Source organism: Calditrichia bacterium (assembly GCA_020634975.1).
Classification (GTDB): Bacteria; Calditrichota; Calditrichia; order RBG-13-44-9; family J075; genus JACKAQ01.
Map to the genome: position 1 here is coordinate 2,595,280 of JACKAQ010000001.1, position 26,294 is coordinate 2,621,573.

The following is a 26,294-nucleotide window of genomic DNA, read 5'->3' on the forward strand; positions in this document are numbered from 1 at the left end:
TTCCGGCAGTATAATGTCATAAAATTGATGTTGCAAAGTAAAAAAATGCAGTAAAACGGTAATTTTTTCTGCAGCGCCCTAATAGTATCGAATTATTGGGAAACAGTAACCCACAAAAATCACGTTATCCGGAACCGTTAATTTTTATGAAAATTGCCGTGAAGTATTGCTGTAAAACAGAAAACCCTGCCGGAAATCGACAGGGTTTGATGAAAAATTGATCGCGAAAAATGTTACAGCGATTCTTGTGAAGATTTTGCGAAAACCGCTTTTTCGGATGTGCTTTGAAAAACAAAAGCGGGAATGAGATAACCCGCAAAACTGATCAGCGTACCATAAATATTTACTGCCAGCAGATCCGCATATTTGCCGGTTGTGAAAAACAGCGATTCCGGCACCCAGCCGAGCGCCAGCGCAACGCCGGCAAAAATTCCCGTCCAGATCGAAAGGTGGTAGGAAATTTTTGGCGCCGGCATTTTCCAGAAAATGAAAATTGGCGCAAGTCCGAGCACCATCGTGCCGCTAACGGTGGTTGCGGAAATAATTTCCGGGGCAAAAAGCAGCGGAATCAGCCCGCCGATAGCTGTAATTGCCATCACCCAGCGACCGCGGCTCACCGAAAAATCGACATTCAACCTGTCTTGCACCCAATCCACAACTGCCATTTTGGAAACGGACGAAAATGTGGAATCCAGCGTGGATGCCGCAGAGGTAATCATGATAAAATTCATCACCAGCATCATCCCGACGCCCAGCGTTTTGGACACCTCAACCGCCGCCTGACCGGAAACGCCGATAAATTTGCCGTAAATCCCCACAAAACTAAACAGCGTGATGCACAAAAATCCGATGACCGTTGCGGCGATAAAGCTTTTCAGCGTGGTTTTTTCGTCGGAAATAAAACCGCGATCGGTCAGCACCGGATCGTGAAACGGATAGCTGAACACCTGAATCATCGCCACAAAAAAGAGGTTGAGTCCGGTTGCCATCGTCCATTCGCCGGAAGTGACAAACGACGAAACATCGCCTTTTGCGGGCAAGATGACACTCAAGATTACAAACAGCAACACACCGAATAACGCCATTTGAATCATATCCGTGATCAGCGAGCTGCGCAATCCGCCTTTCAGCGAATACGCCAGCGTGAGTCCGGTGAACACCAGCACCGCCGCGATGTATTGCCCGGAGCCGGTTTCGCCAAAATAAGTGCCGATCACCGCTGCGTTCGACCACACTTCGTTGAGCAGCCGGATGCTGATCACCAGCGAAAACAACGCCATCGCGCCGCGCCCGAATTTGCTCTGCAAAAAATGGTGCAGGCTTTTGAAACCGCCGTTTTTGCGCATTTGATAAATGATCACGCCGGCAACCAGAAATGAAAAATAATACATAGCATACGCCAGCCCGCCAACGATGCCAAAGCTCAGCCCCAAATTCGCAGCGTTGGTGATGGATTTGGCGAACAGCCAACTGATTACCAAACTGGATGTGAGCATCCAGAATCCCGGCTGCGCGTCTTTCGCGGAGAGCCCGGAAAAAAAATTCGATTTATTTTTCGCCAGTGGCGAAATGAGGTATAAAATGACGGACGAACCGATCACCAGAATCCATTGCCAGATTAAAATATCAGCCATTTTGTTTTCCTTAAAATTTGAGTTGCAGCATCGTCAAGATTTCGAACGCGTTGTCTTTTCCGCTGAACCGCGATTCGCTGAACGGCGTGACCGCATCGGCCATTTCGTAAATCAGGTTTACCTGCAGCCGCATGATGCCATCTTTGTAAAAATTATTGCCGAGCAGCAGCGAGGTCAGCTTTTCCGGACCGGAAAGACTTTCGTGCAGGTTCGCGTATTGCGCAGTTTCCACTCGCCCGATCAGCTGAAATCCGTCGGTTGTGTTGCCGTTCAGAAAATAACCGCCTTCCGCATATCCGCCGATGAATGATTCGATCTGCTGCGTCGGAGATAATTCGTCGTCAAATTGATAGCGAAAAACCTCGCTCCGTAGCAGAAAGGGGTGGTTGTTGAATTCGACATCTGCCAGAAATCCGAGCCGTTTGCCGCCGACCGCCGCACTGTTGAACGGTGTGAATGTGTGATCGACGAGGCTGATCACCTGCGGCGATTCGTCATCGTAATTCGCGCTCGCGCCGATGTGCAATTTACTGCTCAAATGATGCACCAATCGCGCCTGTAAATCCTTGAAATTATTGTCTTCCCGAACGTTTTGCGATGCCTTTCCGTTGCCGTTGGTGGCGCTCAAGTAGTACTCCCATTTCCCGGATTTGGCGAACAGCATCACGCCATATTGGGTGTCCAGTCCCGGCAGCAGGAAGACGCTGTTCAGCCCGCTGTATCGCTCGACGGTGGTCAGGCTTCGCGATGAACGATTGTTTTCCGGCGAAAACGGGGTGATAAATTTCCCTACGCGAATGGTGTGGTTGCCCGCATATTTGATGTCGAACTGCGCCAGAACCATCTCCGTTCGGCTGCCGCGTGCGTCCAGCTCGAAGAATATCTGGTAGCGATTTTTGTAATCGAAAATAAAATCCAGCCGGGCGCGGCGCACAAAAAACTCGTTGCTGATTGCGTCGTTTTCGGTTGCGGTGTGCAGCGTTTGGTTACTCTGGATGTAGCCGAGCAGGCGCAATTTCCACATGTCTTCATCGGAAAACAGCGCAACGCCGCCGCCGGGTTTGTATGCCAGTTGTTGCGCAAAAACCGGCAGCGAAATCAGCGTGAGCAGCAACAGATGCCACAATTTTTTTTGAAACGAATGCATCGGGTTTCCTTTAATAATTAAATGTTAAGTAGAGGCAATTCATGAATTGCCTCTACCATCTGCGGCAAAAAAATTTTCTCAAAACTTGCCGCGAATGCGTTCTTTGGCAGGCAAAATTTCCAGACAGGTTGTCCACCATCCGGTGAGCACGGTTTCCACAAATTCCTCCGGTAATTTTTCGGCGCGCATTTCTGCAGCCAGTTGCCGGAAGTCGTATTCGATGGGAATGTGGGTGAATTCCGGCGTGTCGCTGACTTCCAGAATGGTGTAGCCGACCTGCGTTTTTCCGTTGTTTTCGGGGCGTCCGATCACGCCGACGTTGGCAAAATATTTATCGCCGGGCAATGGTCGCTGCCAGTGAATGCCCGTGTGTGTCGCGCAGATGATGTCCGCGCTGTAATCTCGGCAGAGTTTTTCCAGAAAATGGGTTGGCGTGGTGGATTCCCACAAAAATTCATTCATTTTTCGCGGCGAACCGTGACAGAGCAGCACGTTGTATTTGCCCATCGTGAAACGGATTTCCGGCGGCAGATTTTTCATCCAGCGTTTGTGTTCCGCAGCCGTATTTTCGAAGGTGTAATCGTAACTGAGTTTCGCAAAATAATTGTCGCGCGGATCGGTGTAGCCGCATTGGCAATCCTGCAAATCGTTGCCGATGGAGTTATCGTAATTGCCCTGCACCACCTGAATGTCGTTTTCGCGCAGTATTTCGCAGGTGCGGTTCGGGTGCGGGCCAAACGCGCCCAAATCACCGAGGCAGAAAATAGCATCCACCTCGCGTTTTTTGGCATCCGCCAGCGATTCCTGCAGCGCCAGATAATTGCTGTACACCCCACCGATCAGGGCTATCTTTTTGTAATTGTTCATTTTATTGCTCATTTTTTTGCCGCGATGGCGCAAAGAACGCCAAGTTTTTTTATTGCAAAAATTCCTGTAAAATCATGCGTTTAATCCCGTTTTTAAGCAATGGTGTGACAGTGCACCTCAATTGCACATCCAAAAATCTGCCGGGTTATTTTATTTAAATTCATCTCTGCGATCCCCCGTGTCTCCGTGGCTGAATTATTGTTACACTTCAGTTTTGCCGGAAGTGCTGAAATTTGAACAGATGGCGCCGTAGAGATAGCAAGTGTAACATGCCGAATCTTTCAGTTTGTAGCTTTTGCTCGCCACTTTGAGCGTGTCGCCCATGTATGCGGTGGGTGATTCCAGCAAAATCGGGCAAACCACAACGCCGCGATTTGTCGCAACGCGGCTGTTGCTGCAAATGAGCTGGCTGCAATCGTAGCCGTCCAGCATTTCTTCGGTGACGCGCTCGTATTCGCCGTAGCCGTGGGTGCGTTCGGCTTCCGCACCGATTTTCAGCGATGGCAAAATTTTGATGCGCGGTCGCAGATAACCGTGCGCTTTCAACGTTGCGAGAAAGCCCTGCATCACTGTTTCGTCCTCGCGATCGTCCCAGGTTTTGGTAACGGTGATGATGGGCAGAAATCCGTGATCGTAAAGCAGCTTTACGCCGGCCATCGCTTTTTTGAACACACCTTCGCCGCGAATCGCGTCGTTCATTTCTTCTGTGTAACCATCGATGCTGACTCGCAATTCCAGTGAATACATGCTGTTAGCTTCGATTTTCTGCAATCGTTTCGCGCGTTTTTCGGTGATGAGCATGCCGTTGGAAAGCACGGTCGCGGGACCGTAAGTGAGGGTCAGTTCCAGAATTTCCGGCAGCTCTTTGTTGATGAATGGCTCGCCGCCGGTGAAATAATATTCTTTCACGCCCATTTCAACGGACTCATCGAGATAGCGTTTCACCTGTTCCAGCGACATGATTTCGTAACTGTGATTGGTCGGGCTGCAACTGATGAAGCAATGATTGCAGGCAATATTGCATAGCGTGCCGCTGACCTGAAACCAGAGGTTGTCCAGCGCATCGAGGTGTAAATCCGGGTGCTTAATTTCCGTTTGGGTAATCGTTGCCATTTTTTTCCTTTTTATTTGCCACAGAGGCTCAGAGGTGCACAGAGATATTTTAAAAGAAAATCTCTGTGTTGCTCCGTGCCTCTGTGGCAATGTCTTATTTTTTATACAAATCCAGCGTGGCGTCGCCGGTGATGAGCGTGAAAATATCGCGAATTTGCTCATGTCCGACGCGCATCAGAAAGTTGGAATTTCGCCCGTAACTTTTCATCCCGATGATGAAAAAATTTGGTTCGGGATTGACCAGCACATCCGCGCCTTTGCCGGTTTGGGTGAGGCAATCCGCATCCGAAGATTCCGCCAGCAACGCCGCAGAAAGCTTCATCGGTGCGCGAGAGGCGTAACATTCGTGCACCTGCAATTCGCGATAAATGGAATTGTCCGGGCTGTAGCCAACATTCGCAATAATGTTGTCTACGCGCAATTGTTCGTCGCCGTCTGGTGTGTTCACAACGATGATGTAACCGTCGTCATCCGGTTCGATCATCACCACAGCAGCGCTTTTTTGCCAGTGCACCTGCGGATGTTTCGCCAGGCGATTGGCATCTTTGGCGACCTGCAATCGTCCCGGCAGCGGATCGTCTGCGATCTCCCGAATCGGTGATTCCGCATTGTCGCGCGTCAGCCAAACCAGCCGGGTTTTCGGCGATTGTTTCAGCAGCGGTTCGAACTGCTGAACGGTGGTTGCTGCGCTCTGTCCGCTGCCGACCAGCAATGTGGTTTTACCGATAAAATCGGCCGCGTTAACATCATCAAATTCGATCAAATGATAATCGATTTCGTCGCGCAGCGCACGTTCGCCGAGCGCCGGAATGCCGCCATCGCCGAGCCAGTTGGGATTGCCGTACGTGCCCGAAGTGTCGATGACGATATCCGCTTCAAATTGCTGCTCGAAAAAGAATTCGTTCAAATCTACATCGCCGTATTCGGTGATTTCCGGATCGCTTTCGTGTGCGTTTGCAACAATGCGAAAGGGATAATTGCTGCGTTCGCCCGTGCCGATGTGATCGTCTTTCAGCGTGTGTTTGCGGCTGATGTCCGTTACTTCACAATTTTCAACGATATGATCCGCGAGCAAATCCGCCAAAGGATGCAAATATTTTTCGATAAACTCATCACCGGTCAAATAGGCATCATCTTTTGGCAGAGAGACACCTTTTTCGGCGAGCAGCCGTTTCGCTAACGGCGTGTGGTTCATCGAGAACGGCGAAAACAGACGCACAAATCCCCATTCCGCCACGTTTGCCGCAACTTCATTTTTTTCGAGGACGGTGACCTCAAAACCCAGATGTTTGGCATACAACGCAGTTTCCAAACCGATCGGTCCTGCACCGATAACCACAATTCGCTTCGACATAAAAATGCTCCTGTTGTGCGCAGATGGATGCAATTCGCCCGTATCCGTTAAAAACGGCAGCGAGAAATATCATCTGCAAATAATTGTTTATTTTTGATTTATATAGCGATGTGCAATGTCATGCAGGTGGCGGCAGTTGCCACTTCCACCGACTGAATTGCCGGTGGCGAATAACTGGCGGGATGAACATTTGGCGAAATCCCGTTTGCAACAGGAGGTGCCGTAAATAACGGATCAGCCAGCGATTGGCGGTTTGCGTCTGGCAAAGCCAGTTGAATAAATCGCGGTAGCTGTCGATGTCTTTCAGCGTTGGCAGGATTGCCAGCGAGCGGTGCAATTGCCCGATATTTGCCGAAATCTGGTCGGAAACCTGTGCGCCGCACCACTGCACATTTTTGAACAAAAGGGCATCAAACCGGCGCAAACCGAGCAGGTAAAAACCACCATCTTTGGCGGGACCGAGCACGGTTTCCTGCGTTTCCAATTCGGTAAATGTGTGGGTGAGAATTTCCGGCGTCAGATCGAGACAATCGTTTCCGATAATCGCAACCTGATCGTAACCAATTGAAAATGTTTCGTTTAGCGCATGCTGTATCTTCTCGCCGAACGAATTCCCGCGATGGTGGATAAAGTGAACCGGCGGCAACTCCGGAAAAACTTCCGCTGCGCGATGGATATTTTTCTGATCACCAGCATCCGAAACAAACACCAACTCAAATGGCATCTGCGATTGGGCAGCACGGGCAATATTCAGCAAATGGCGCAAAAATGCCCGGTAAATCAACCGCGATTTTTCAACGGATTGATCGAGCTGTTTGCGGCGCGCTTCTTTCGCCGGATCGCTGGTGAAAACAATCAGCGCCCGTCGCGGCGATTTGCTGTATGTATTACGAATTGCCAAAATGCCCAATACCTTTTTTTACATTTACAGACAGAGATATTTTACCGAAAAGCGATCACCACGGTATCCCGTAAAGTTCACAAATCGTTAACAAATTTACGGAGCAGCCTGCGATTCAGATTTCCCGTTGCCAAAATACCACTCAATTGCCGATAAAAAAATCACTGACAAAATTTTGATACCTGCGCCAAAAATCCCGCGAATATTGCCGGAAACTTTCGATTTTCCGCCGCCGCGTTTGCGATATTTTACCGGAATTTCCAGTTCGCGAACGCCGCGCTGCGCCGCTTTGATTTGCATTTCGACCGTCCAGCCGTAGTTGCGGTCGCGCATGTTCAGCTTTGCCAGCGCGTCACGCCGGATGGCGCGGAACGGACCGAGATCGGTGTAATTCACGCCCCAAAACCAGCGGATCAGCCGGCAGGAGAGCCAGTTGCCGAACATCGCCTGCGGTGTGAGCGCGCCGGGCAGCGCATTTTCCACCCGCGAACCGATGACCATTTCCGCGTGGTTTTCGATGATCGGGTCGACGAGATTCACCAATTCTTCGGGAAAATCGCTGTAATCGCCATCGAGAAACACCACGATATCGCATTGCGGATTGAGCGCGGCAATGCCGGTAAGGCAGGCGGCGCCGTATCCGCGCTCCGGCTCAAAAAGCACGCGCGCGCCCTGCGCCTCGGCAATCGCCACGGTTTGGTCGGTGGAACCGTTGTCCACCACCAGCACTTCGTCCACAAATTTCGGGATTTCCGCAATTACCTTTCCGATGGTCGCTTCTTCGTTAATCGCCGGAATAATGACGGATATGTTGATGTTGTTTCGCATGATTTTTTATTCGGCTGAAAAATTCATTGTAAATTCCTGTTTCTCAATTTACTTTCTAAAAAAACGGGGAATCGAAATGGACGTCTTGAGTAAAAAATATATTGTTGATGAAAATAACAAAAAAGTCGCTGTCCAACTGGATATTCGGACATTTGAAAAAATTGAAGAAATCATGGAAAACTACGCACTTTATCACCTGATGGTTGATACTGAACCGGATGAAAAGCTGGAAGTAGCCGACGCCAAAGCCTATTATGCCACACTGGAAAAATCGAAGTGATGATTTTTTATCGCAAAAAATTTTTGAAAGATTTGTCCAAAATCCCCGAAAAATACCGCACCCGCATCGAACAATTTGTATTTGAAGAAATTCATCAAATCCCCTCGATAGCTGAGCACCGGAAAATAGAGAAAATGAGTGGTTATCCCGATTATTTCAAAATTCGCTTTGGCGAATACCGTGTTGGTTTACAAATCAATGAAGATGAATTGACGTTTGAACGGGTTCTCCATCGAAAAGAAATCTATAAATATTTCCCGTAAATCTATTTTTTTTAGAGATTTATGTCCGCTAAAATTATGTCTGATGACGTGAATTTTATTCATCCGCCATCCGAATCACCCCTCCGAAAAGCGCCACTCCCAAACCAGCCACAGCCACACCGGCACAAATTCCAGCCAGATAATTCCGTTTTCGAAAATTGCCAACTGATTGCGCGGCTCAAAATGATACCACAAATAATAGAGCGGCAGGAGCACCGTGAGAAGCAGCAACGGCTTGCGCGGTGAAAAAACCAGTAACGGCACCAGCCACAGTGAATACCACGGAAATTGGGTCGGGCTGAGCAAAAACAGCGCGGCGACAACCAGCAAACAATGATCGATAAATTGCAGCGGCGTTTTCGATGGTTTGAAAAAAACGATTGCCAGCCAGATGAGCAGCAGCGCGACAGTTGCATATCGCGACATTTGTTGCGCATGCCCGGGATGATAGCCGAACCACTCCACCACCGGTTCGGTAAGCCAAAAAATAATCTGGAATGCGGAATCGTTCAGCTCCCAGCGATTGGCGTACGCGGCGATGCCTGCCTGTTGGTCGAGACCGGTGAGCAGCATCGGTGAGAGCAGCGCGGCGCAAACCACCCCAAAAACGCAGATTGCGACAAATTGCTTTCGCCAATGCCAGCCGATTTCCCGCAAAAACAGCGGCAGCAAAATGATCGTCCAGATTTTCACTCCTGCGGAAAGTGCCAGAAATACCATCGCCCAAAACCATTTTTTACGAATTTGGAACAGCAGCGCCGCCAGCAAAAACGGGAAAATCAGTGCATCCATATGGGCGGAATTGGCGATTTCTTTAATGTAAAGGGGATTCAGCCAAAAAATAGCTGCCCACAACGGCGATAGATCCAGTTGTCGCAGCAGCGCAAAAATGAGTAGCAGCGTTGCAAAATCTGCACAAAACAGCAGGAATTGCCACGCCAAAATGCGCCACGGTTGGATAAAATAGACAGCCGCAAAAAAAAGTTGGGTGAGCGGCGGATAAATGGTCCGCAAATAGGCGTGATTGATTTTTCCGATGGTTGAGCCGGGTTGCTGCGCCAAATCCGTTAATTCCTGTGGCACGTTTTCGCCGGACAAAACCGCTTGCGGCGAATATGCGTAAGGATTCATTCCGTTGACGACAACCGCACCATCCCACAAATATCGATTAAAATCGACTTCCAAAATGGGTGTGCTGAACAGCATCGCAATGCGCAGCAGCGCACCGAGCAACAGCGTAACCAACATCACCCGTTTACCGGATCGCACAAACTGGATCAGTTCGCTGAGATAAAAAAATGCCAGCCCCGCGAGTACGAGCAAACCGGTAAATCGCAAAACCGGCTGTTTCAGCAGTGGGATTGTATTCGCAAATTGCCCGGATTCCAGCGCAATAATTGCTAAAAACAGCGCAATAAACCCGCAGCCCAACACCCAGCGATATGGCAAACGCGTTCGCCCGTCATGTACGGTAATGGAAAAATCGGTTACTTTCGGGTGCGGTGAAAAAATATATTTGAAAAGGCGCATGAATTGATTTCGCTGCGAAAAATTATATCATAATATATTGATTATAAAAAGCTTATCGCCGTTGTCCTGCCAGCGATGACAATCCGATATACGAGAATCCCACCAAAAACAGCAGGAAAAACGGCATCGAATAATAGATTTCGTGCGATACAAAATAAAACATGCCATAGCCAAAATAGCTGGCGATAAGAATTTCCAGAACATGCTGATAGCTGCGTCCCGGTTTATAGAGCTTTTTCCGCCACGAATCTTTTTTGCCTTCCAGCTTGTATTTGGGCGTGCGTTTGAATTCGCTTTGGTGACCGATCAGCGCTTCCAGCGCGGCGCGTCCGTTATTCAGCGAAAGCCCGATGCCCAGCGCCATCATCAACGGAAGGTAAAGAATTTCCGGCCATTTGCGCCCGAGCGACTCCCGAATGGCTACCGAATAATAATTCAGCACCGAAAATGTTGCTGTAAAAAACACCGTAAAGTAAACAAAAACAAGCTTCCACGGAACGTCGCCCATGTTCATTTGGATTTTCACGATCGGTACGAGCAGCACCGCCGGAATTGCCATCAGTAAATAGGCGAAATTGTTGGAGAGGTGCACAATTCCCTCCAGCCGAACGTGCAGCGGAAAATCCGATTTCCAGATGCGCGGCACCAGTTTGAGCGCCGTTTGCACCGCCCCTTTTGCCCAGCGATGTTGCTGATTTTTGTAGCCGTTCATCTCTGCGGGTAACTCGGCGGGGCTAACTACATCCGGTAAATAAATGAATCGCCAACCGGCAAGCTGTGCGCGATAACTTAAATCCAGGTCTTCAGTTAGCGTGTCGTGCTGCCAGCCGCCGGCATCGAGAATCGCCTGTTTGCGCCAGACACCGGCGGTGCCGTTAAAATTGAAAAATCGACCGGAACGGTTGCGCGCCAGATGTTCAATAATAAAATGGGCATCCAGAAAAATAGCCTGCAATTTGGTGAGCAGCGAGTAATTCCGGTTGATGTGTCCCCAACGGGTTTGCACCATTCCGATGCCCGGTTGAATAATGTGGGGAATGGTTTTTTTGAGAAAATCGGGGTTCGGCACAAAATCTGCATCAAATATCGCCAGAAACTCCGCCGGCGTTTGGGAAACGCCGTAAGCCAGCGCACCGGCTTTGAATCCGACGCGGTTTGGCCGGCGAACGTGGTCGATGTTCAATCCGCGTTTTTTGAGAAATTTCACAAATCGCGCAGTAATTTTTACCGTATCGTCTGTGGAATCGTCCAACACCTGAATGTGCAATTTATCCGCCGGATAATCCAAACGGGCAACGGATTTTAGCAAACGTTTCATCACATAACGTTCATTAAAAACAGGGAGTTGAACGGTTACCAACGGCCAGTTTTCCGGGGTTGGCGGTTCTGCCAGCGGTTGCTTTTTGTATTTGCGAAAGGTGTGCAGCAGAAAAAATTTGTGAATACCAAATATGCCCAAAGCAAATAATGAGATCAGGTAAAGCCAAAGTAGTAAAATATCGTTCACTGTTTTCCTCAGCAAATTCAGGACTGTTTGTCGATATCGATTTTGAGCTACAAAACAAAAAAATTAGAGAACCAACACTAAATATGCAAATGGTTTCAATTCTTAACCCAAAACGGACATTAAACGGACATTTGGGATTTGCGTAAATTAGGGATGTAACTTCACAAAAATATCACCGAATTATAGCTATTTGGGAAAAAATTTACATTATGAAAGTTAGAAAAGTGGCTACTTTTTTGTATATTCTAACGGATGGGCGTGTGGTTGAAAGGAACAGGTAACGCAGACAAATGCTATTTTTGTCATTTTCCTGGATAATATTTTTGTTATATGCCGCAACGGCAGTGATTTATCGCCGGGCATTCAAAAGCAGGCAGCGCGAAACATACCGTTTGGGACGGCAAATGTTCAGCGGCACTTTGTTGGCACATCTGGCGTTCATCATTTATTTTACGGTGATTTTCAGACGAATGCCGATCGCTACTGTCAGCGAAACGTTCGGAACGTTTGTTTTTCTGACTGCTGCAACGTATTGGGTGCTGGAATCGTGGTTGCAGGAATTTTCGATGGGCGTGCTTTTGTTGCCGATATTCCTGATTTTACTGGCCATCGGCAACCTCACTTTTCGCGGCGACGAAGCAATTGCCCCCATTCTGAAAGATGTGAAATTTGGCGCGCACGTTATCGCGATGTTGTTGGGATACGGTGCATTTTTGCTATCTTTTATCGCCAGTTTGTTGCATCAATTGTTGATCCGGGAAATTCGCCAGCATCAGTTGGGCGTGTTTTATTCGCGATTGCCCTCACTGCCGTTTTTCGAAAAAATCAGCAATTCGGCAATCGATATCGGTCTGGTTTTTGCAACAATCGGGATGGGATTAGGCATCTATTTTGCATCCAAAGTGTGGGGTAATTCTGTTTTTGGTGAACCGAAATTGTTCAGCGCCGCTTTAACCTGGGTGATTTATTGTGTGCACGCTATCGGCAGGCGTGCCTTTAATTTTAGCGGACAACGCGCCGCAAATATTGCATTGGCAGGCTTTGGCTGGCTGATGTTCTCGTATCTGATTATTTCGATGCTGTTTACAAAAATACATTATTTTGCGTAATTAAATTGAATGAAAACAAAAATTTAAAACGGTTGAATTGATACGTTAAATGCCCGTTTCGTCATACAAATATTTATTCACGGAAACCGAGCCGCAACAGGTTCCGGTAATTACCCAGCGCACCTTGCGGGAATTGCAGGACATCATGGCAGCGGAAGAATGGCTGATGCTCCGCCACGCCGAAGGCTGCGAAGTGTTTCTGGTTTCCGATGCCGTGCCGGATGAGCACAAACTGCGGATCGCGTTGCGGGAACGAAAACTGCTGCCGGAAAATGATGGAGATCCGGGTATCGTGCAAACCAGCCGCGAGGCGATCGGGCGATTTCTGGAAATTGCTGTTGGCGCCTGCGGCACCGTTAACGGCGTTCGGCTAATGGAAATGTTGCAGCGCGAATACAGCCGGATGCAGGAAATGGGCGCGGTGGGCAGCGTGCTCAACTGGTTGTTTCAACGCGGTATTTGGCTGCACGAAAAAGTGCGCCAGGAAACCACCTTCTTTCGTTTTGCGGTGGAACCGGCTGCGGTCATCGATGAACTTGCCCAGAAAATTCTCGGGTCGCAATCGCGTTCGCGATTGGTGGTGATTGGCAACAGTGTGCCGCAAATGCACATCGTTGATGAATTGTATCGCCAGGGCTATCGCCAGATTACGTTTTTGGGCGGTGTCGGCGAATTACCGGGGCACAGCGTTTTGCCGGTTGGCGCGGGTTCGGAGCCATCCTCATTTTTGAAAAAATTACCGGAAAATGCAGATTTGCTGCTGGCATTTCCATCCGCAACCCATCACCTTTCCGAAGCGCTCATCAAAGAACGATTAAGCGGTCGATCGAAATCGCCGCTGCTGGTTTTTGATTTTTCGAACGATATCCGAAATTTGAGCAAAATCAATAAAATCAGCGATTTATACGTTTACACACCGGACGATATCCAGAAAGTGGTTCGCCACAACATCAGCGAGCGAAAAGGTGCCGCAGCCACCGTTTCCAAATTGATCGAACAGGAAATCGATGCGTTTTATCGCTGGCACGGCAGCTCGGAGCGATACAGTTTTGCGGGAATTATCGGTGCATCGCCGCAGATGCAACGGGTGTTCGAAATGATTTCGCGGATTGCCCAAACGGATATCACCGTACTTATCGATGGCGAAAGCGGTACCGGAAAAGAGTTGGTTGCCAAAGCCATTCACACGCTTAGCAACCGCGCCGAACGCCCGTTTTTTGTGATCAACTGCGGCGCCATTCCGGATAATCTGCTGGAAAGCGAACTGTTCGGACACACAAAAGGCGCGTTCACCGGTGCGGCAAACGCCAAAGAGGGAATGTTCGAAGCGGCTCACAAAAGCACGCTCTTTTTGGATGAAATTGGCGAACTGCCGCCGCAATTGCAGGTCAAATTGCTCCGCGCACTGCAAGATGGCGAAATTAAACGGGTGGGCAGCAACGAAACCGTCCGGGTGGATGTGCGGGTATTGGCGGCAACCAACAAAGATTTGGCGAAAATGGTCGAAACCGGCGATTTCCGCAGCGACCTGTTTTACCGGTTGAATGTGATCCAAATGACATTGCCGCCATTGCGCCAACGCGCGGATGATGTGACGCTGCTGGCACGCCATTTTATGGATAAATTCTCCAAAAAACTGCGCAAGGATGTGATCGGTTTTGCGCTCGAAACTGTGGAAATGCTGCGCAAATACAGCTGGCCGGGAAACGTTCGCGAATTGGAAAACGCCGTGGAACGCGCCGTTGCGCTGGCAGTTGGCAGCAGGGTATTGCCGCACGATCTGCCGCCGCATGTACTCAACAGCGCCCAACCGCAAAACGGGCACATTGCCGAAGACGATCATCTCACGCTGAAAGAAGTGGAGCGCCGCCACATTCTGGAAACGATGGAAGCGACGGACTGGAATCAGGAAATTGCCAGCAAACGGCTGGGCATCGGGCGAACAACTTTGTGGCGCAAGTTGAAAGAATACAATATGATAGATAGTGACGAAGATATCTGATTTTTGCCGCAATTTTGTGTGATATTTGTGGTATCGGCTCACCCGCAATCCGGTATATTCCGGCTTTGCTAAGGGAGTAGCAACAGAAATTTTAACATGGTGGAAACATGCGCAAATCATTATCAGCGATGATAAGTTGTTTGGCGCTGGTCGGTTACTGGCTCAGCGGATGCACATTTAAAGAACCCGTTTTACCCGCGTGGGAAACCACTTTCCGGGTGCCATTTGTTGTGGAAAATTATGTTCTCGGCGAAGAATGGACGGATGAAGATGAAATTATCATCAAAGACAGCACCTCGCAGGTGCTCTGGTTTTCCTTCCGCGACAGCCTGAAATTGAACACAATCACCGAAGAAGACTTCAGCATTCAGCCGGATAATTACAACCGGACTTCCGCCATCGATACGCTGGAAATTGACCAACTGGATGCGCTTGTTGCGCCGGAAATCACCCTTCGCAGGCTGATCCCGGCGTTGGGGCAACGTGTCGGGCAAACGGTTGTTCTGCCGGATACCACGGTTCCCGGATTTCAGCAAATTCCCGCCGAAAAATTCAAACGTGCATTTTTTCTAAACGGCGTTGTCCGGATGAAAGTCACCAATAATTTGCCGGTGACGGTGGGACCCAACGGCAGCTCCGCCGGATTGCTGCTCTCGGTGGTCAGCGATTCGCTGCCAAATGATCCGTTTGCGGAATTTTTATTCGACCAGCCGCTGGCGCCGGGCGCGGAGGTGATTCGCGAAGTAGAAGTCAGCGATCGCTGGCTGTATGCGCCGCTGCGACTGGTTTACGAATTACCCGTTTCGCAATCCGCACCCATCCAAATTACCAATGATTTGCTGGACAATTTTGGATTGCAGGTAGAAGTGACGCTGGAAAATGTGCAATCTTCCGAGGTTGTTGCGATTATCGATCCGCAGGAATATCGCGACAGTTTGCGCATCGCATACGATGACGAAACCCGCGTTCGCGAAGCCGAAGTGCGGCGTGGTCGGGTGCAATTGCGCATCGCCAACACCGTGCAGCTTTCCGCCGATTTGCAAATTACCATGCCCGCCTTTCGCGATGCCCAAAACCAACCGTACACCACCACATTTTTGGTGCCCGCGCAAAATACCACCGTTCACGAACTGGTGCTGGATGGCTACAATGTGATCAACCCGGAAAATCCCGGTGAGCTGATCGACAGTCTCGAAATCTATTTTTACGCGCAAACCCGCGCCTCCGGCGATTTTGTAACGGTTCGCAGCAGCGATTCCGTGACGGTGGAACTGATCAACGAATCGCTGGTTTTCGAATCGCTGGATGGCAGAATTAACGAGGAAGTGTTCGAAATTGAGCCGCAAGTGGAAGCGGATATCGTTGATTATCAAGGCTTTGACGGCGGCGTAACAGCCCAACAAGCTGTGCTGGATATTCAGGTGTTCAGCGAGATGTTTGTGGAAAATTTGCTGGCGGATTTGCGAATCGTCGGTATTCACAAAAATGACGCGGGCGTGCCGGTCGATTCGGTGATTATCGATATTACCGATGAACAAATTGCCGGTGGCGAACGGGGAAATCCCGGTATCACGAACATTACCCTAACCAGTGCGCAATATCCGGAAGTGCTGGATATGCTCAACCTGTTGCCCACTGATTTTCGTTTTTCCGGTGAAATCCGCGCTTCCGGCGATATCGCGGTGGCAACCGACAGCCGGATTTGGGCCAATTATGCCTTCGAAACGCCGTTGCGATTAGAAATTTCCGGGCTGGATACCTACGAAAGCGATGTCGATTCGCTGACCAGCGAAAATATCGATCAGGAAATCAGCGATCTCGCAGAGGAAGATTTGCTGGATGCCCGGCTCGAATTTGTAGCGACCAATCGCACGCCGGTCGCGGTCAACATGAAATTCGTTATTTCCGCAGACGATGCTGATATCAATATTTATGACGCAGATTTTGACAGCAGCCTGACCATCATCAAAGAATTTGAAATTCCCGCCGGAACGATTGATCCGCAAACCGGTTTTACAACCGCGGCAAGCCAGGTGGATGTTGCGCTGCAACTCAGCCAACAAAAAATTCAGCTGTTTCAGGCACCGCCGCTGCGCTACGGTTTTGTGTTCAGTTTTGCGGATACGGATGGATTGGTCACACTGCGCGCCAGCGATTTTGTCGGCATGCTCGGCGAAATGCGTATTACCGCCCGCATCGATGATGAAAATCCCTGAAATCGCCATCACCCTATTGTTAAAATCATAAAATTGTCTTATTCTTCTTACGTTCACAAACGAAGGTAAGAAGAATATTTTGTTAGCTTTCAAAGCATACAAACTGGGTTTGCGGCGCATTTCGCAGGCGCGCCGCTATATTTTGATTGTTTATTTATTGAATCTGGCGATCGCAATGGCGTTGGGGTTGGTGCTCAGTGCAGATATTCAGGATTCGCTGGGCAATAGCTTGGCCGCCGAACGGCTGCGAAACGGATTCGACGATCTGTGGTTTCAGGGATTTTCCGGTGAAGCGCAGGGCATCAGCAAAACATTCCATCCGGCGGTAACGGGCATCGGCGCGATTTTTGAGGGGTTGGACGCAATCGTCACCGGCAATTTTGGCCGATTGCAGGGCACGCTGGGCATCGCGCTAATTTACGGCGCGCTGTGGATTTATCTGTCCGCCGGTTTTATCGGAATGTTTTATAACGGCTCATTCGATGGCATTTTCGGGCAGCATTTTTTTGCCGAAGCGGGTCGCCATTTTATGCGATTTCTGATGCTCACCGGCATCGCCGTGCTGCTGTACTGGCTGATTTTGGGCGCGTTGCTGCCGGTGTTGAACGATTTTGTCGCAAATCGCCACCGCGATACGATTTTGGAACCGCTGGTTTTCCGCGATACCGTGATCAAATACAGCGTCATCTGGCTGCTGATTTTGCTGATCAATCATGTTTTCGATTACGCCAAAATTCTGGTTGTGGCGCACGATGTGCGCAAAAAAGATATTTGGCGCGTTCCGCTCTACGCCGTTTATTTTATGGTGAAACATCCCATCAACATTTTTACGTTGTTTTTGATGCTCGGTTTAACCTGGCTGGTGTTGCTGCTTATTTACTGGCTGGTTGCGCCGGGCGCGTGGCAGGCATCCTGGTTTACTGTGCTGTTCGCGTTTTTGCTGGGGCAAATTTATATGGTCAGCCGGGTTGCCGTGCGCTGCCTGTTTTTTGGCAGTGAAATTGCGCTATATTATTACCAGGCTGTGCTGCCATCCACCGAAGCCCGCCAACTGCCGGAAAAAGCGACCGGCTAAATTCCCGCCAAAAATCAGCAATTTTTTGATCCAATCCGCCCCAATTGCGTATAAAAAAGCGATCAAAAAATGAGAGAAACCATGATACGTGAAGATATCGTCATCGATCACTCGCGCAGCAATTTGCTGCACACCGTTTTGTTGCTCGGCAGCATGATGGGCTTGCTCGCGCTGCTGGGATTTTTGTTGAGCGGAACAACCGGCGTTGTAATGGCGCTGGCAGCAGGCGTTTTCCTGTTCTTTTTCGGGCCGCGGATTTCGCCGCAACTGCTGTTGCGAATGTATCGTGCGCGGGCGCTTTCGCCAAACGAGGCACCGCAGTTGTATCGCATCGTGCAGGAGCTTGCCCGCCGCGCAAACCTGAAATTTATGCCAAAATTATTTTATATTCCCAGTCCGGTGATGAACGCGTTTGCAGCCGGCACCCGCAATCAGGCGGTGATTGCCGTAACCGACGGTTTGTTGCGAAAGATGGATTTGGCCGAGCTTTCCGGCGTGCTGGCGCACGAAATGAGCCACATCCGCAACAACGATATGCGGGTGATGGGCATTGCCGATCTGGTTGGGCGGATGACCGGCACATTCTCGCTGTTCGGGCAATTGCTGCTGTTTATCAACCTGCCGCTGCTGTTGATGGGCGAGGTTGCCATTTCGTGGATCGCGATTATTTTGCTGATTTTTGCGCCGACGCTCAGCAATTTGCTGCAAATGGCGCTGTCGCGAACCCGCGAATTCGATGCCGATTTGGGTGCAGCACAGCTCACCGGCGATCCCGCAGGGCTGGCTTCCGCGCTCCGCAAACTGGAATATTATCAGGGCAATTTATGGCAGCGCATTGTGTTTCCGGGGCAGCGCTCGCCGGAGCCGTCGCTGCTGCGCACTCATCCGCCAACGGCGGAGCGCGTCAAACGATTGTTGGCGCTGAAAGACGATTTCGGCTATTCACAACCGCCGTATCAGACCATTTCGAACGATGATATTTCCGGCGTATTTTCTTCCGTACAGCGCAATCCACGCTGGCACATGATGGGATTTTGGTATTGAGAACGATTATAATTCTTTCGCTAAACTCAATAAAAATAGCCGTTTTCGTGCTGTTCGCATTACTCATTTCCGGCTGTGCGGGATCCCATATTGGCGCATCGGAACTGAACGATCCGCGCTACCGGATTTCCGGAAACGGGCGCAGCACCGGCGAAATGATGGCGCTGTTTATCTACGACAAAAATCAGGCGCTGTCGCCGGATCGCGTGTTGGAAATGGCGGAATTGTATATCGACGAAGCGGCGGCGGAGGGCATCAATCACGATGTTGCGTTTGTGCAAATGTGCCTCGAAACCGGATTTCTGCGCTACGGCGGCAGCGTTTACGAAAAGCAATACAATTTTGCCGGACTCGGCGCAATCGGCGGTGGTGTTTCCGGCGAGCGATTTGCCAGCGCCCGCGTTGGCGTTCGCGCCCACATCCAGCATCTCAAAGCATACGCATCCGATCAATCACTGAAACAACCGCTGGTCGATTCCCGCTTTTCGATGGTCCGGCGGGGATGTTGCCCGACCATTTTTCACCTCTCCGGAAATTGGGCGGCGGATAAACGCTATGGGCAAAAATTGCAATCGCTGATCCGCGAGCTGCACAGTTTCGGCGGCTAATCCGGTCGCAATTTCCCGGAAAAATTCATTCGTAATCATTTCCCATGTTGCCTATATTTTGGCATGATTGGACAAAAACCGTATCTGCTGATTTCCCACCGGGGTGACAAGGTTCTGGCGCCGGAAAATACCATTAAAGCCAACGAACTTGCGCTGAAACAGGGCGCAACCGGCCTGGAAGTGGATGTGCGGATGTGTCGCGATGGCGAGTTGGTGCTGATGCACGACCCCGTTTTGCGGCGCCATTTCCGGCGCTGGCAATCCGTCGCGATGACACCGCTGAACGAGCTGCAGCAGCTGCCGTTTGTCCGCGATTACGCGTTTCCGGATACGGTTTGCACGCTCGAACAATTTTTGGAGCATTTTCGCAACACTGTGCCGATCAATCTGGATGCCAAATTTTGGGGTGTTCAACCGGCGCGATTTGCCCGGCGATTGGTGGAATTGGTGGAGCGGATGAAAATATACGACCAGATCTGGATTTCCTCCTTTAACCCATTGTTATTACATCGTTTAAAAGAATATAAACCGAACATTCGAACCGGTTATTTATTTCAGGATCCGGTGCGGGTGTATCAAATGATCGATCCGTTTCTGGAAAGCGATGCATGGCATCCGCATTTCAAAAATGCCACGCCACGGCTAATCGAACGCGCCCACCGGTTGAAAAAAGAAATTTACATCTGGACGGTCAACGATCCGGTTGTGCTGCAGCGCATCGAACGGTTTGAGTTCAACGGCATCATCACCGACGAATATTTCCGCACCAAACCGCTGGAACCGGCGAAATGATTTCCCTGCCGATTTTGTATCGCGATGAATGGCTGGTCGCAGTTGATAAACCGCCGGGTATTCACGTTCATCCCACCGCTTTTTCGCCAAATGAAGATAGCTGCATGCGCATGTTGCGCGATCAATTGGGGCAATGGGTTTTCACGATTCACCGGTTGGATCGTGCCACTTCCGGCGTGTTGTTGTTCGCGTTGAACAGCGATGTGGCGACCGCAATTTCCGCGCAATTTGCCGGGCGGGAAGTGAAAAAACGTTATCTGGCGATTGTGCGCGGTTATTTGCCGGAAGGTGAGCAGCGCATCGACCGGCCGCTGCGGGAGGAACCGCATTTGCCGCCGGCTGAAGCGATCACCGTTTATCGCCGGCTGGCGACTGGCGAGCTTCCGGTGCCCACCGGCAAATTTCCCACTTCGAGGTTTTCACTGGCAGAAGTGCTGCCGCAAACCGGGCGAAAAAACCAGATTCGCCGCCATCTTGCGGGCATCTCCCACCCGATTATCGGCGATGTGCAATTTGGCGATGGTCGCCAAAACCGCATTTTCCGGGAAAATTTGGACAGTCGCCAATTGTTGCTGTTGGCGATGAATCTGGAAATTACGCATCCGGTCAGCGCCAAAATATTGCAAATTTCTGCGCCGTTGCCGCAGGAATTCCGGAAAATATTTGCCGCGTTTGGTTGGCCGGAAACAGTTGTTCCCCGCTGGTAATCGCGGTTATTTTTTTTCAGAAACGACCCTTCGGCTTCGCTCAGGGTCCGGATTCAATAGCAAATAAAAACCCCGCAGACCGTTTCCGATTTGCGGGGTTTTGTGATGAGGTGTGGCTGTCAACATCTAAAATCAGTTAAAACCTGTATTTAAGCCCGACCAAAACTTTGTTTGTCGAGATATCTTCTTCGGTAATTCCCGGGGTCAGGGCGTCCTCGGATTCTTGTTTCCAACTGCCGTGTTGATAGGTAACATCCAGCATCACAAAGCGATCCAGCACAAAGCCGATACCGCCGCTGATATATTTTTTATCGTAATCGTTGGAAACATCTTTTAGCGGAGAAGGCACCAGCGCGTAGCCGCCGCGCAGATACGCATTCATGTTGCGGAGATAAAATTCACCGCCCAAACGATATTCCATCGTAGCGCGGAAATTTTCGCGAATGTAGTTGTTTTCGCTTTGGAGATCGGAAATTCCTGAGCTGCCGAGCGATTCATCGTCAAATTTGAATCGGGTTTGCGACCAGTCGCGATAGCGAAAACTGCCCGCCAGCGTGAACATGCGCTGCGAAACCGATGCGCCTGCATCAAAAACAAAGGGCGTTTTTACGTCATATTCAAATTGTCCGGGATCGAACTCAACTGGATCTTCGAAACCGTCGTCAAAAGCGAGGTTATCGTTTTCGGTGAACACTTCTTCAACAGTAAACGTCACCGGAAAATTGACCGCGCCACCGATTTTCACACCCTGATTCAAATGGAACATCCCGCCGATTTTCATTCCCACCGCCGAGTAATCGGTGTTCAGGTTGCGTTCCAGCAAATAGCTGTCGAAATCCGCCGGAAATGTGTCGTAATTACCTTCTGTATCTTCCTGCAAGAAACTGAGTGAATAATCGCTTTCGCCGGTCCATGCGTTCAGGGTAATTCCCGCGGTAAAATTCGGGGAAAGCGCCATTCCGGCAGCCAAGCTCCACTGGTTCAGCCCGCCTTCGTCGCTGATGCGTTCGGTCTGGAATACGTCGCGGTCAAAATCATAATCGACGTTATCTACCGTAAAAACTTGCCCGTTGCTTTCCCGGTTGAAACCGGAAAAAATGAGCTGCTGATCAAAATCTTTGACGCGGTTGTAACCGAGCGCCATCACAAAACTGCCACGGGTGGTGGGCAAGGGAAAAGCGTAACCGAGCGAACGAAGCCGGGTGTAGTTCTGGCTTTCGTCGGTGAGGTTATCTTTAAACGTAGCGCTATTATTGTATTGTAAATGCGATACTTCGCCGTAAAACTGGGATTTGTTCAAGTCCGCCAGACCGGCAGGATTCCAGTAAATGGCGGTGTAATCATCCGCAACACCGGCGTATGCGCCACCCATTGACAGCGCGCGTGCGCCAAACCCGTTTTCGTCCTGCACAATTCTCACGGCATCGAACGCGTTTTGGGCAAAACCAGTGGCTCCAAAAATAATCAGTATCCAAAAAATCACACTTATGCGTTTCATCTTGTGTTTACTCCTTCCTCAATGACGCTAAAATATCTGTTAATATTACGGTCTCAAAAGTCATTGGATGCATCAATTATAATATTGTTGAAAGTTTAATAATTGCCCGCCAGCCGGCTTCGGTTGCCGGATGGAAAGTTGTAAAATAAGTGGTTTGGGAAATGCTGCGCCGGGAACGGACGCAGGAGATAGGTGCCGGGCGTGGTTTGCAATTCCGCCCAAAATTAACACGGAGCTATCCGCTGTTGATGCGAACAGCTCCGCTGAAGTAGAAGGTGCCAAAGTTGGTTGAACAATTGCCAATGAGCATAGAATATTCCGGAACGCATGCAATGTCATGATTTCACCTCTGTGCGAAAAAGTTGCTGTAATCGTTGGCACTCGAAATTCCGTTGCTCAGGCGGCTGTGTTCATGTATTGCGTTAATCGTTCCGTTTGGAACTGCGTTTGCTTGATGACGACGAGCTGCTTTTGCTGCTGCCCGATGATGACCGGGAAGACGAGCTTCTGGCAGAGCTGCCGCTACTTTTGGATGACGAACCGCTGCGAACAGAACTGCTGCTACTGCTTTTGCTGCTCCGTGAGGATGAACTGCGTACGGAACGATCGTTGTTGCTGCTGCGTGTGCTGCGGCTGCTACGGGCGTTTTTGTCCGATGATTTCCGGTTACCGGATGAACGCACGCCGCTGTCGCCGGAGCGTTTGGATGTGCTGTTCCGATACGACCGGTCGCTGCTGCGGCTGCTGCGGCTTCGGGTTGCTTCTGTGTTGCGATCCCTTGAGCTGCTGCTGCGCCGTACTGTTTCACGCCGTGTGGATGAATTGCGATCGTTGCTGTTCAAGCCTTCGCGCGGATTTTTGCGGTTGACTTCGCGGCGGGTTGCGCTATTTTCCCGGCTGCCGCGATCGGGGTTGTAAACCACCGGCGGACGTTGGACGGAACCGCGGTCGCTGACAGTGCCGCCACCGTATTCACCATTGCGATCAGTTCTTGAAGTGTAGCCATCATTTCCGGTGCGGGTTGTGCCCGGACGACGGGTGTCCCAATCACGTTTGCGATAGGGAATCGGGTCGTGATAGGTTCCGCGATATCCGTAATCACCATACCACCACGGATCCCAATACACCGGATGATGCCATGCCCAACCCGGATGATAATAGTACGGCGGGCAAGTCCAGACAGTGTATCGCCAATCCCACGGATCATACCAGAACGGGTCCCAGCCATAATATGTGGTGTAGCGATAGTAGCGCGGATAGTAGGTGTATCGCGGATGATAGCGCCAGAACGGATCGTCAAAACCGATGTAAATGCGGACATCCGGATTCGGATTGAACAATCGCGGATCGTAATAAATGTCAGCAGTTTCGTCATAAATGTAATATGCGCCGGATTCAGCATATTCTTCATCATCGTCGTAATACACTGTTCCGTCGCTGTCTTCGTTCGCATAGCCTTCGTTTTCGGCGTAATAATCGCTGTCAGCCGGCTCTTCCGATTCGTAGCGATCGCCATAATCTTCGTAACGCTCCCGCTCCGGTGACTGGCTGGCAGGACTGCCAAGCTGGGTATAACAGCTTGAGAAAATTGCCAGCATCGTTCCTAATGCGGCAACGTTCAGCCATTGTTTCAAGTTTTTCATAGTGCACCTTCCCTTTCTATAATCACTTCACTTATATCTTGTTCAACTATTATACCATGTTTTGAAGCTAAAATGTCCATAAAATCTCAAATCGTTGATTTTAAAGGAATTATCAAAAATATTTAATTCGTTTTACGTTACATCCCGTTGCCGGATTGATAACAAAGTTTACGGTTTACTGTTTACTTTGTTTATATATTGTCGAATCGATTTGATAGCGTTGCAGCTTTTTGTGCAATCCCAGCCGGCTCAACCCGAGTTGCTGGGCAACTTTGGTAATATTTCCGCTGTGCGATTCCATTGCTTCGCGGATGTAAAACGCTTCCATCTGTTCAACAATATCTTTCAGCGATTGATCATTTCCCGGCGAAACAGCCGGTTGCGCACCGTTTCCTTCAAACATATCGATTTGCGAAGCCAGCAGATCCGGCGAGATAATGCCGGATGCGTCTGCGAGCGTTACTGCGCGCTCCACCAGATTTTCCAGCTGCCGAACGTTGCCGGGATAATCGCCGCTCATCAACCGCGCGATGGCTTCGTTGGAAAATTGCAACCCAGATTTACCCAGCTTGATTGCAAATTTTTCCAGAAAATAGCGCGCCAGCAGGGGAATATCCTCGCGCCGTTCCCGCAGCGGCGGAATCCGCACCGGAAAAACGTTCAGCCGGTAATACAAATCTTTGCGAAATTCGCCGGTTTCGATGGCTGCCAGCAGATCGCGATTGGCGGCGGAAACCACCCGAACATCCACATTAATGGTTTTTTCGGAGCCGACCGGATGAATTTCGCCTTCCTGCAGTGCCCGCAACAGCCGTTGTTGCATCGCCGGCGATGTGTCGGCAATTTCGTCGAGAAAAATCGTGCCGCCATCGGCGATCTCGAACAGCCCTTTTTTGTCGCCGGTTGCGCCGGTGAAAGCGCCTTTCACATGCCCGAACAGCTCGCTTTCCAGCAGCGAATCCGGCATTGCGCCGCAGTTTTGGGCAACAAACATTTTATCTTTTCGCGGTCCGTTAAAATGAATCGCCTTGGCGATCAGCTCTTTTCCGGTGCCGGTTTCGCCGAGCAGCAGCACTGTGGTGTCCGTTGGGATCACTTTTTCCAGCATCCGGAACACTTGCTGCATCGCCGGACTTTGCCCGATGATGTGTTCAAACGTATATTGTTTTCGCGCTTCGCGATGCAATACCGTGTTTTCTGCGCTGAGTCGCTGGTTGGCGGTTGCCAGTTCCTGCATCAGTCGGTTGTTTTCGCGGATCAGCCGGGTTTGGTCCACCGCACGCTGAATCACCAGCCGCAAATCTTCCGGTTCCCACGGTTTGTTGATGTAATAAAATACTTTGCCATCGTTGATTGCCTGCACAATCGCTTCGATGTCGGTGTAGCCCGTAATCATCACCCGCGTTGTGTCCGGCTGGATTTCCAGCGCCTGCTGAAACAGCGAAACGCCGGTCATTTCCGGCATTCGTTGATCGGCTAAAATGACGTCCACATGTTCGCGGCGCAATACTTCCAGCGCGGAATAACCGTTCAGCGACAGCACAACGTCAAATTCACGCCGCAGCGTGCGGAAAATAGCATTCAGGCTGGACTGTTCATCATCTACTGCCAGTACTTTTGGTCGTTGAGATTCGTTCATTCACTTTTATCGTATTCGGTTGAGTTCGGGCAATCACGTCTGTTAAATTAGACGCATTTCAATATAAGTGCGTTTACAACAATTTTAAAGTGATCATTAAAGAACCACCCAAAAAGTTTTTTTTGAAAATTGCGCAAATTGTTGCTATATATGGCATCGGATTGTTGGGTTTCCGGAAAAAGGAGATAACGGTTGGAAAAAGTTTACGAACGAATTGCCGAATATGAAACACGGCTGGCCTATTTGAAAGGGCAAACGGACACCGGTGGCTCCCAATATTTGAGCAAAGAGCACGTTGCTGAATCGGAGGCGCTGGAAAGCAAAATTACCGAAATGAAATCTGTGCTTGCGGAATTTGAGGGGCAATTTTGCGGCGATTACCCGAGTTTGAAACCGGAGAAAAAGAAAAAATCGAAAGCCCCTGCCAAAGCCGATGACAGCGGTGCCGGCTGCATGATGTTGGGCGTTATCGCTCTGGCGATTGCTTTTGTCGTGTTTTTGGTGATGCTCAATCAGTAAAAAATGATAAAAAAACGG

General features: G+C 49.9%; 24 protein-coding genes. 12 read left to right on the forward strand and 12 right to left on the reverse strand.

The genetic code is table 11. The features are described from left to right. Positions 1–233 precede the first annotated feature (233 nt). From H6629_10490 to H6629_10520, 7 genes are all read right to left on the reverse strand, one after another. Positions 234–1,634, reverse strand: a complete 1,401-nt coding sequence (locus tag H6629_10490; protein MCB9068221.1) for a sodium:solute symporter — start codon at positions 1,632–1,634, stop codon at positions 234–236. Between the two features lie 10 nt (positions 1,635–1,644). Next, positions 1,645–2,781 (reverse strand): hypothetical protein, encoded by a 1,137-nt coding sequence (locus tag H6629_10495; protein ID MCB9068222.1) that lies wholly within the window; start codon positions 2,779–2,781, stop codon positions 1,645–1,647. Positions 2,782–2,859: 78 nt separating this feature from the next. Then, complete coding sequence (locus H6629_10500) at positions 2,860–3,660, reverse strand: metallophosphoesterase family protein (GenBank protein ID MCB9068223.1); 801 nt, start codon at positions 3,658–3,660, stop codon at positions 2,860–2,862. A gap of 189 nt (positions 3,661–3,849) precedes the next feature. Beyond that, the gene (locus H6629_10505; GenBank protein MCB9068224.1) at positions 3,850–4,761 is read right to left on the reverse strand and encodes a radical SAM protein; all 912 of its coding nucleotides are present in this window, start codon (positions 4,759–4,761) and stop codon (positions 3,850–3,852) included. Between the two features lie 94 nt (positions 4,762–4,855). Beyond that, the gene (locus H6629_10510) at positions 4,856–6,115 is read right to left on the reverse strand and encodes an FAD-dependent oxidoreductase (GenBank protein ID MCB9068225.1); all 1,260 of its coding nucleotides are present in this window, start codon (positions 6,113–6,115) and stop codon (positions 4,856–4,858) included. Positions 6,116–6,233: 118 nt separating this feature from the next. Continuing rightward, positions 6,234–7,016: a DUF2064 domain-containing protein gene (locus H6629_10515; GenBank protein ID MCB9068226.1), complete on the reverse strand. Its 783-nt coding sequence runs from the start codon at positions 7,014–7,016 to the stop codon at positions 6,234–6,236. Positions 7,017–7,112: 96 nt separating this feature from the next. Next, positions 7,113–7,844 (reverse strand): glycosyltransferase family 2 protein, encoded by a 732-nt coding sequence (locus H6629_10520; protein MCB9068227.1) that lies wholly within the window; start codon positions 7,842–7,844, stop codon positions 7,113–7,115. Positions 7,845–7,920: 76 nt separating this feature from the next. On the opposite strand from H6629_10520, the gene H6629_10525 reads away from it, so the two are divergent. Continuing rightward, positions 7,921–8,124, forward strand: a complete 204-nt coding sequence (locus H6629_10525; GenBank protein MCB9068228.1) for a hypothetical protein — start codon at positions 7,921–7,923, stop codon at positions 8,122–8,124. Further along, positions 8,124–8,387, forward strand: a complete 264-nt coding sequence (locus tag H6629_10530; protein ID MCB9068229.1) for a type II toxin-antitoxin system RelE/ParE family toxin — start codon at positions 8,124–8,126, stop codon at positions 8,385–8,387. Before H6629_10525 ends, H6629_10530 begins: the two co-directional genes overlap by 1 nt. A 75-nt stretch (positions 8,388–8,462) precedes the next feature. Here H6629_10530 and H6629_10535 read toward each other — a convergent pair whose 3' ends face one another. Together H6629_10535 and H6629_10540 are read right to left on the reverse strand one after the other, a co-directional pair. Then, positions 8,463–9,917: a DUF2029 domain-containing protein gene (locus H6629_10535; GenBank protein MCB9068230.1), complete on the reverse strand. Its 1,455-nt coding sequence runs from the start codon at positions 9,915–9,917 to the stop codon at positions 8,463–8,465. Positions 9,918–9,969: 52 nt separating this feature from the next. Further along, complete coding sequence (locus tag H6629_10540) at positions 9,970–11,424, reverse strand: glycosyltransferase (protein MCB9068231.1); 1,455 nt, start codon at positions 11,422–11,424, stop codon at positions 9,970–9,972. A 323-nt stretch (positions 11,425–11,747) separates the two neighbouring features. Between H6629_10540 and ccsA the strand changes: the two genes are divergently transcribed. The 8 genes from ccsA to H6629_10580 all read left to right on the forward strand — a co-directional run bounded on the left by ccsA (position 11,748) and on the right by H6629_10580 (position 20,977). Further along, positions 11,748–12,533, forward strand: a complete 786-nt coding sequence (gene ccsA, locus H6629_10545) for a cytochrome c biogenesis protein CcsA (protein MCB9068232.1) — start codon at positions 11,748–11,750, stop codon at positions 12,531–12,533. Between the two features lie 49 nt (positions 12,534–12,582). Beyond that, positions 12,583–14,535 carry a sigma 54-interacting transcriptional regulator gene (locus tag H6629_10550; GenBank protein ID MCB9068233.1) on the forward strand — a complete coding sequence of 651 codons (1,953 nt, stop codon included), beginning with the start codon at positions 12,583–12,585 and terminating at the stop codon, positions 14,533–14,535. 107 nt (positions 14,536–14,642) lie between these two features. Next, on the forward strand, positions 14,643–16,751 hold the full coding sequence (locus H6629_10555; protein ID MCB9068234.1) for a hypothetical protein: 2,109 nt from the start codon (positions 14,643–14,645) through the stop codon (positions 16,749–16,751). A gap of 79 nt (positions 16,752–16,830) precedes the next feature. After that, positions 16,831–17,826, forward strand: a complete 996-nt coding sequence (locus tag H6629_10560; protein MCB9068235.1) for a hypothetical protein — start codon at positions 16,831–16,833, stop codon at positions 17,824–17,826. Between the two features lie 81 nt (positions 17,827–17,907). Next, positions 17,908–18,870 (forward strand): M48 family metalloprotease, encoded by a 963-nt coding sequence (locus H6629_10565; GenBank protein ID MCB9068236.1) that lies wholly within the window; start codon positions 17,908–17,910, stop codon positions 18,868–18,870. Next, on the forward strand, positions 18,867–19,478 hold the full coding sequence (locus H6629_10570) for a glucosaminidase domain-containing protein (GenBank protein ID MCB9068237.1): 612 nt from the start codon (positions 18,867–18,869) through the stop codon (positions 19,476–19,478). The genes H6629_10565 and H6629_10570 overlap by 4 nt, the downstream gene beginning before the upstream one ends. A 63-nt stretch (positions 19,479–19,541) precedes the next feature. Further along, on the forward strand, positions 19,542–20,270 hold the full coding sequence (locus H6629_10575) for a glycerophosphodiester phosphodiesterase (protein ID MCB9068238.1): 729 nt from the start codon (positions 19,542–19,544) through the stop codon (positions 20,268–20,270). Next, positions 20,267–20,977, forward strand: a complete 711-nt coding sequence (locus tag H6629_10580; protein MCB9068239.1) for a hypothetical protein — start codon at positions 20,267–20,269, stop codon at positions 20,975–20,977. The genes H6629_10575 and H6629_10580 overlap by 4 nt, the downstream gene beginning before the upstream one ends. A 136-nt stretch (positions 20,978–21,113) precedes the next feature. Here the strand turns inward: H6629_10580 and H6629_10585 are convergent, their stop codons facing one another. After that, on the reverse strand, positions 21,114–22,475 hold the full coding sequence (locus H6629_10585; GenBank protein ID MCB9068240.1) for an outer membrane protein transport protein: 1,362 nt from the start codon (positions 22,473–22,475) through the stop codon (positions 21,114–21,116). A 130-nt stretch (positions 22,476–22,605) separates the two neighbouring features. Here H6629_10585 and H6629_10590 point away from each other — a divergent pair, with 130 nt between their 5' ends. Next, positions 22,606–22,767 (forward strand): hypothetical protein, encoded by a 162-nt coding sequence (locus H6629_10590; protein MCB9068241.1) that lies wholly within the window; start codon positions 22,606–22,608, stop codon positions 22,765–22,767. A gap of 130 nt (positions 22,768–22,897) precedes the next feature. Here the strand turns inward: H6629_10590 and H6629_10595 are convergent, their stop codons facing one another. Then, positions 22,898–24,118 (reverse strand): hypothetical protein, encoded by a 1,221-nt coding sequence (locus tag H6629_10595; GenBank protein ID MCB9068242.1) that lies wholly within the window; start codon positions 24,116–24,118, stop codon positions 22,898–22,900. A 175-nt stretch (positions 24,119–24,293) separates the two neighbouring features. Continuing rightward, entirely contained in the window at positions 24,294–25,757 is a 1,464-nt protein-coding gene (locus tag H6629_10600; protein MCB9068243.1) for a sigma-54-dependent Fis family transcriptional regulator, read from the reverse strand. Between the two features lie 192 nt (positions 25,758–25,949). On the opposite strand from H6629_10600, the gene H6629_10605 reads away from it, so the two are divergent. After that, the gene (locus tag H6629_10605) at positions 25,950–26,276 is read left to right on the forward strand and encodes a hypothetical protein (protein ID MCB9068244.1); all 327 of its coding nucleotides are present in this window, start codon (positions 25,950–25,952) and stop codon (positions 26,274–26,276) included. Positions 26,277–26,294: the final 18 nt, after the last annotated feature.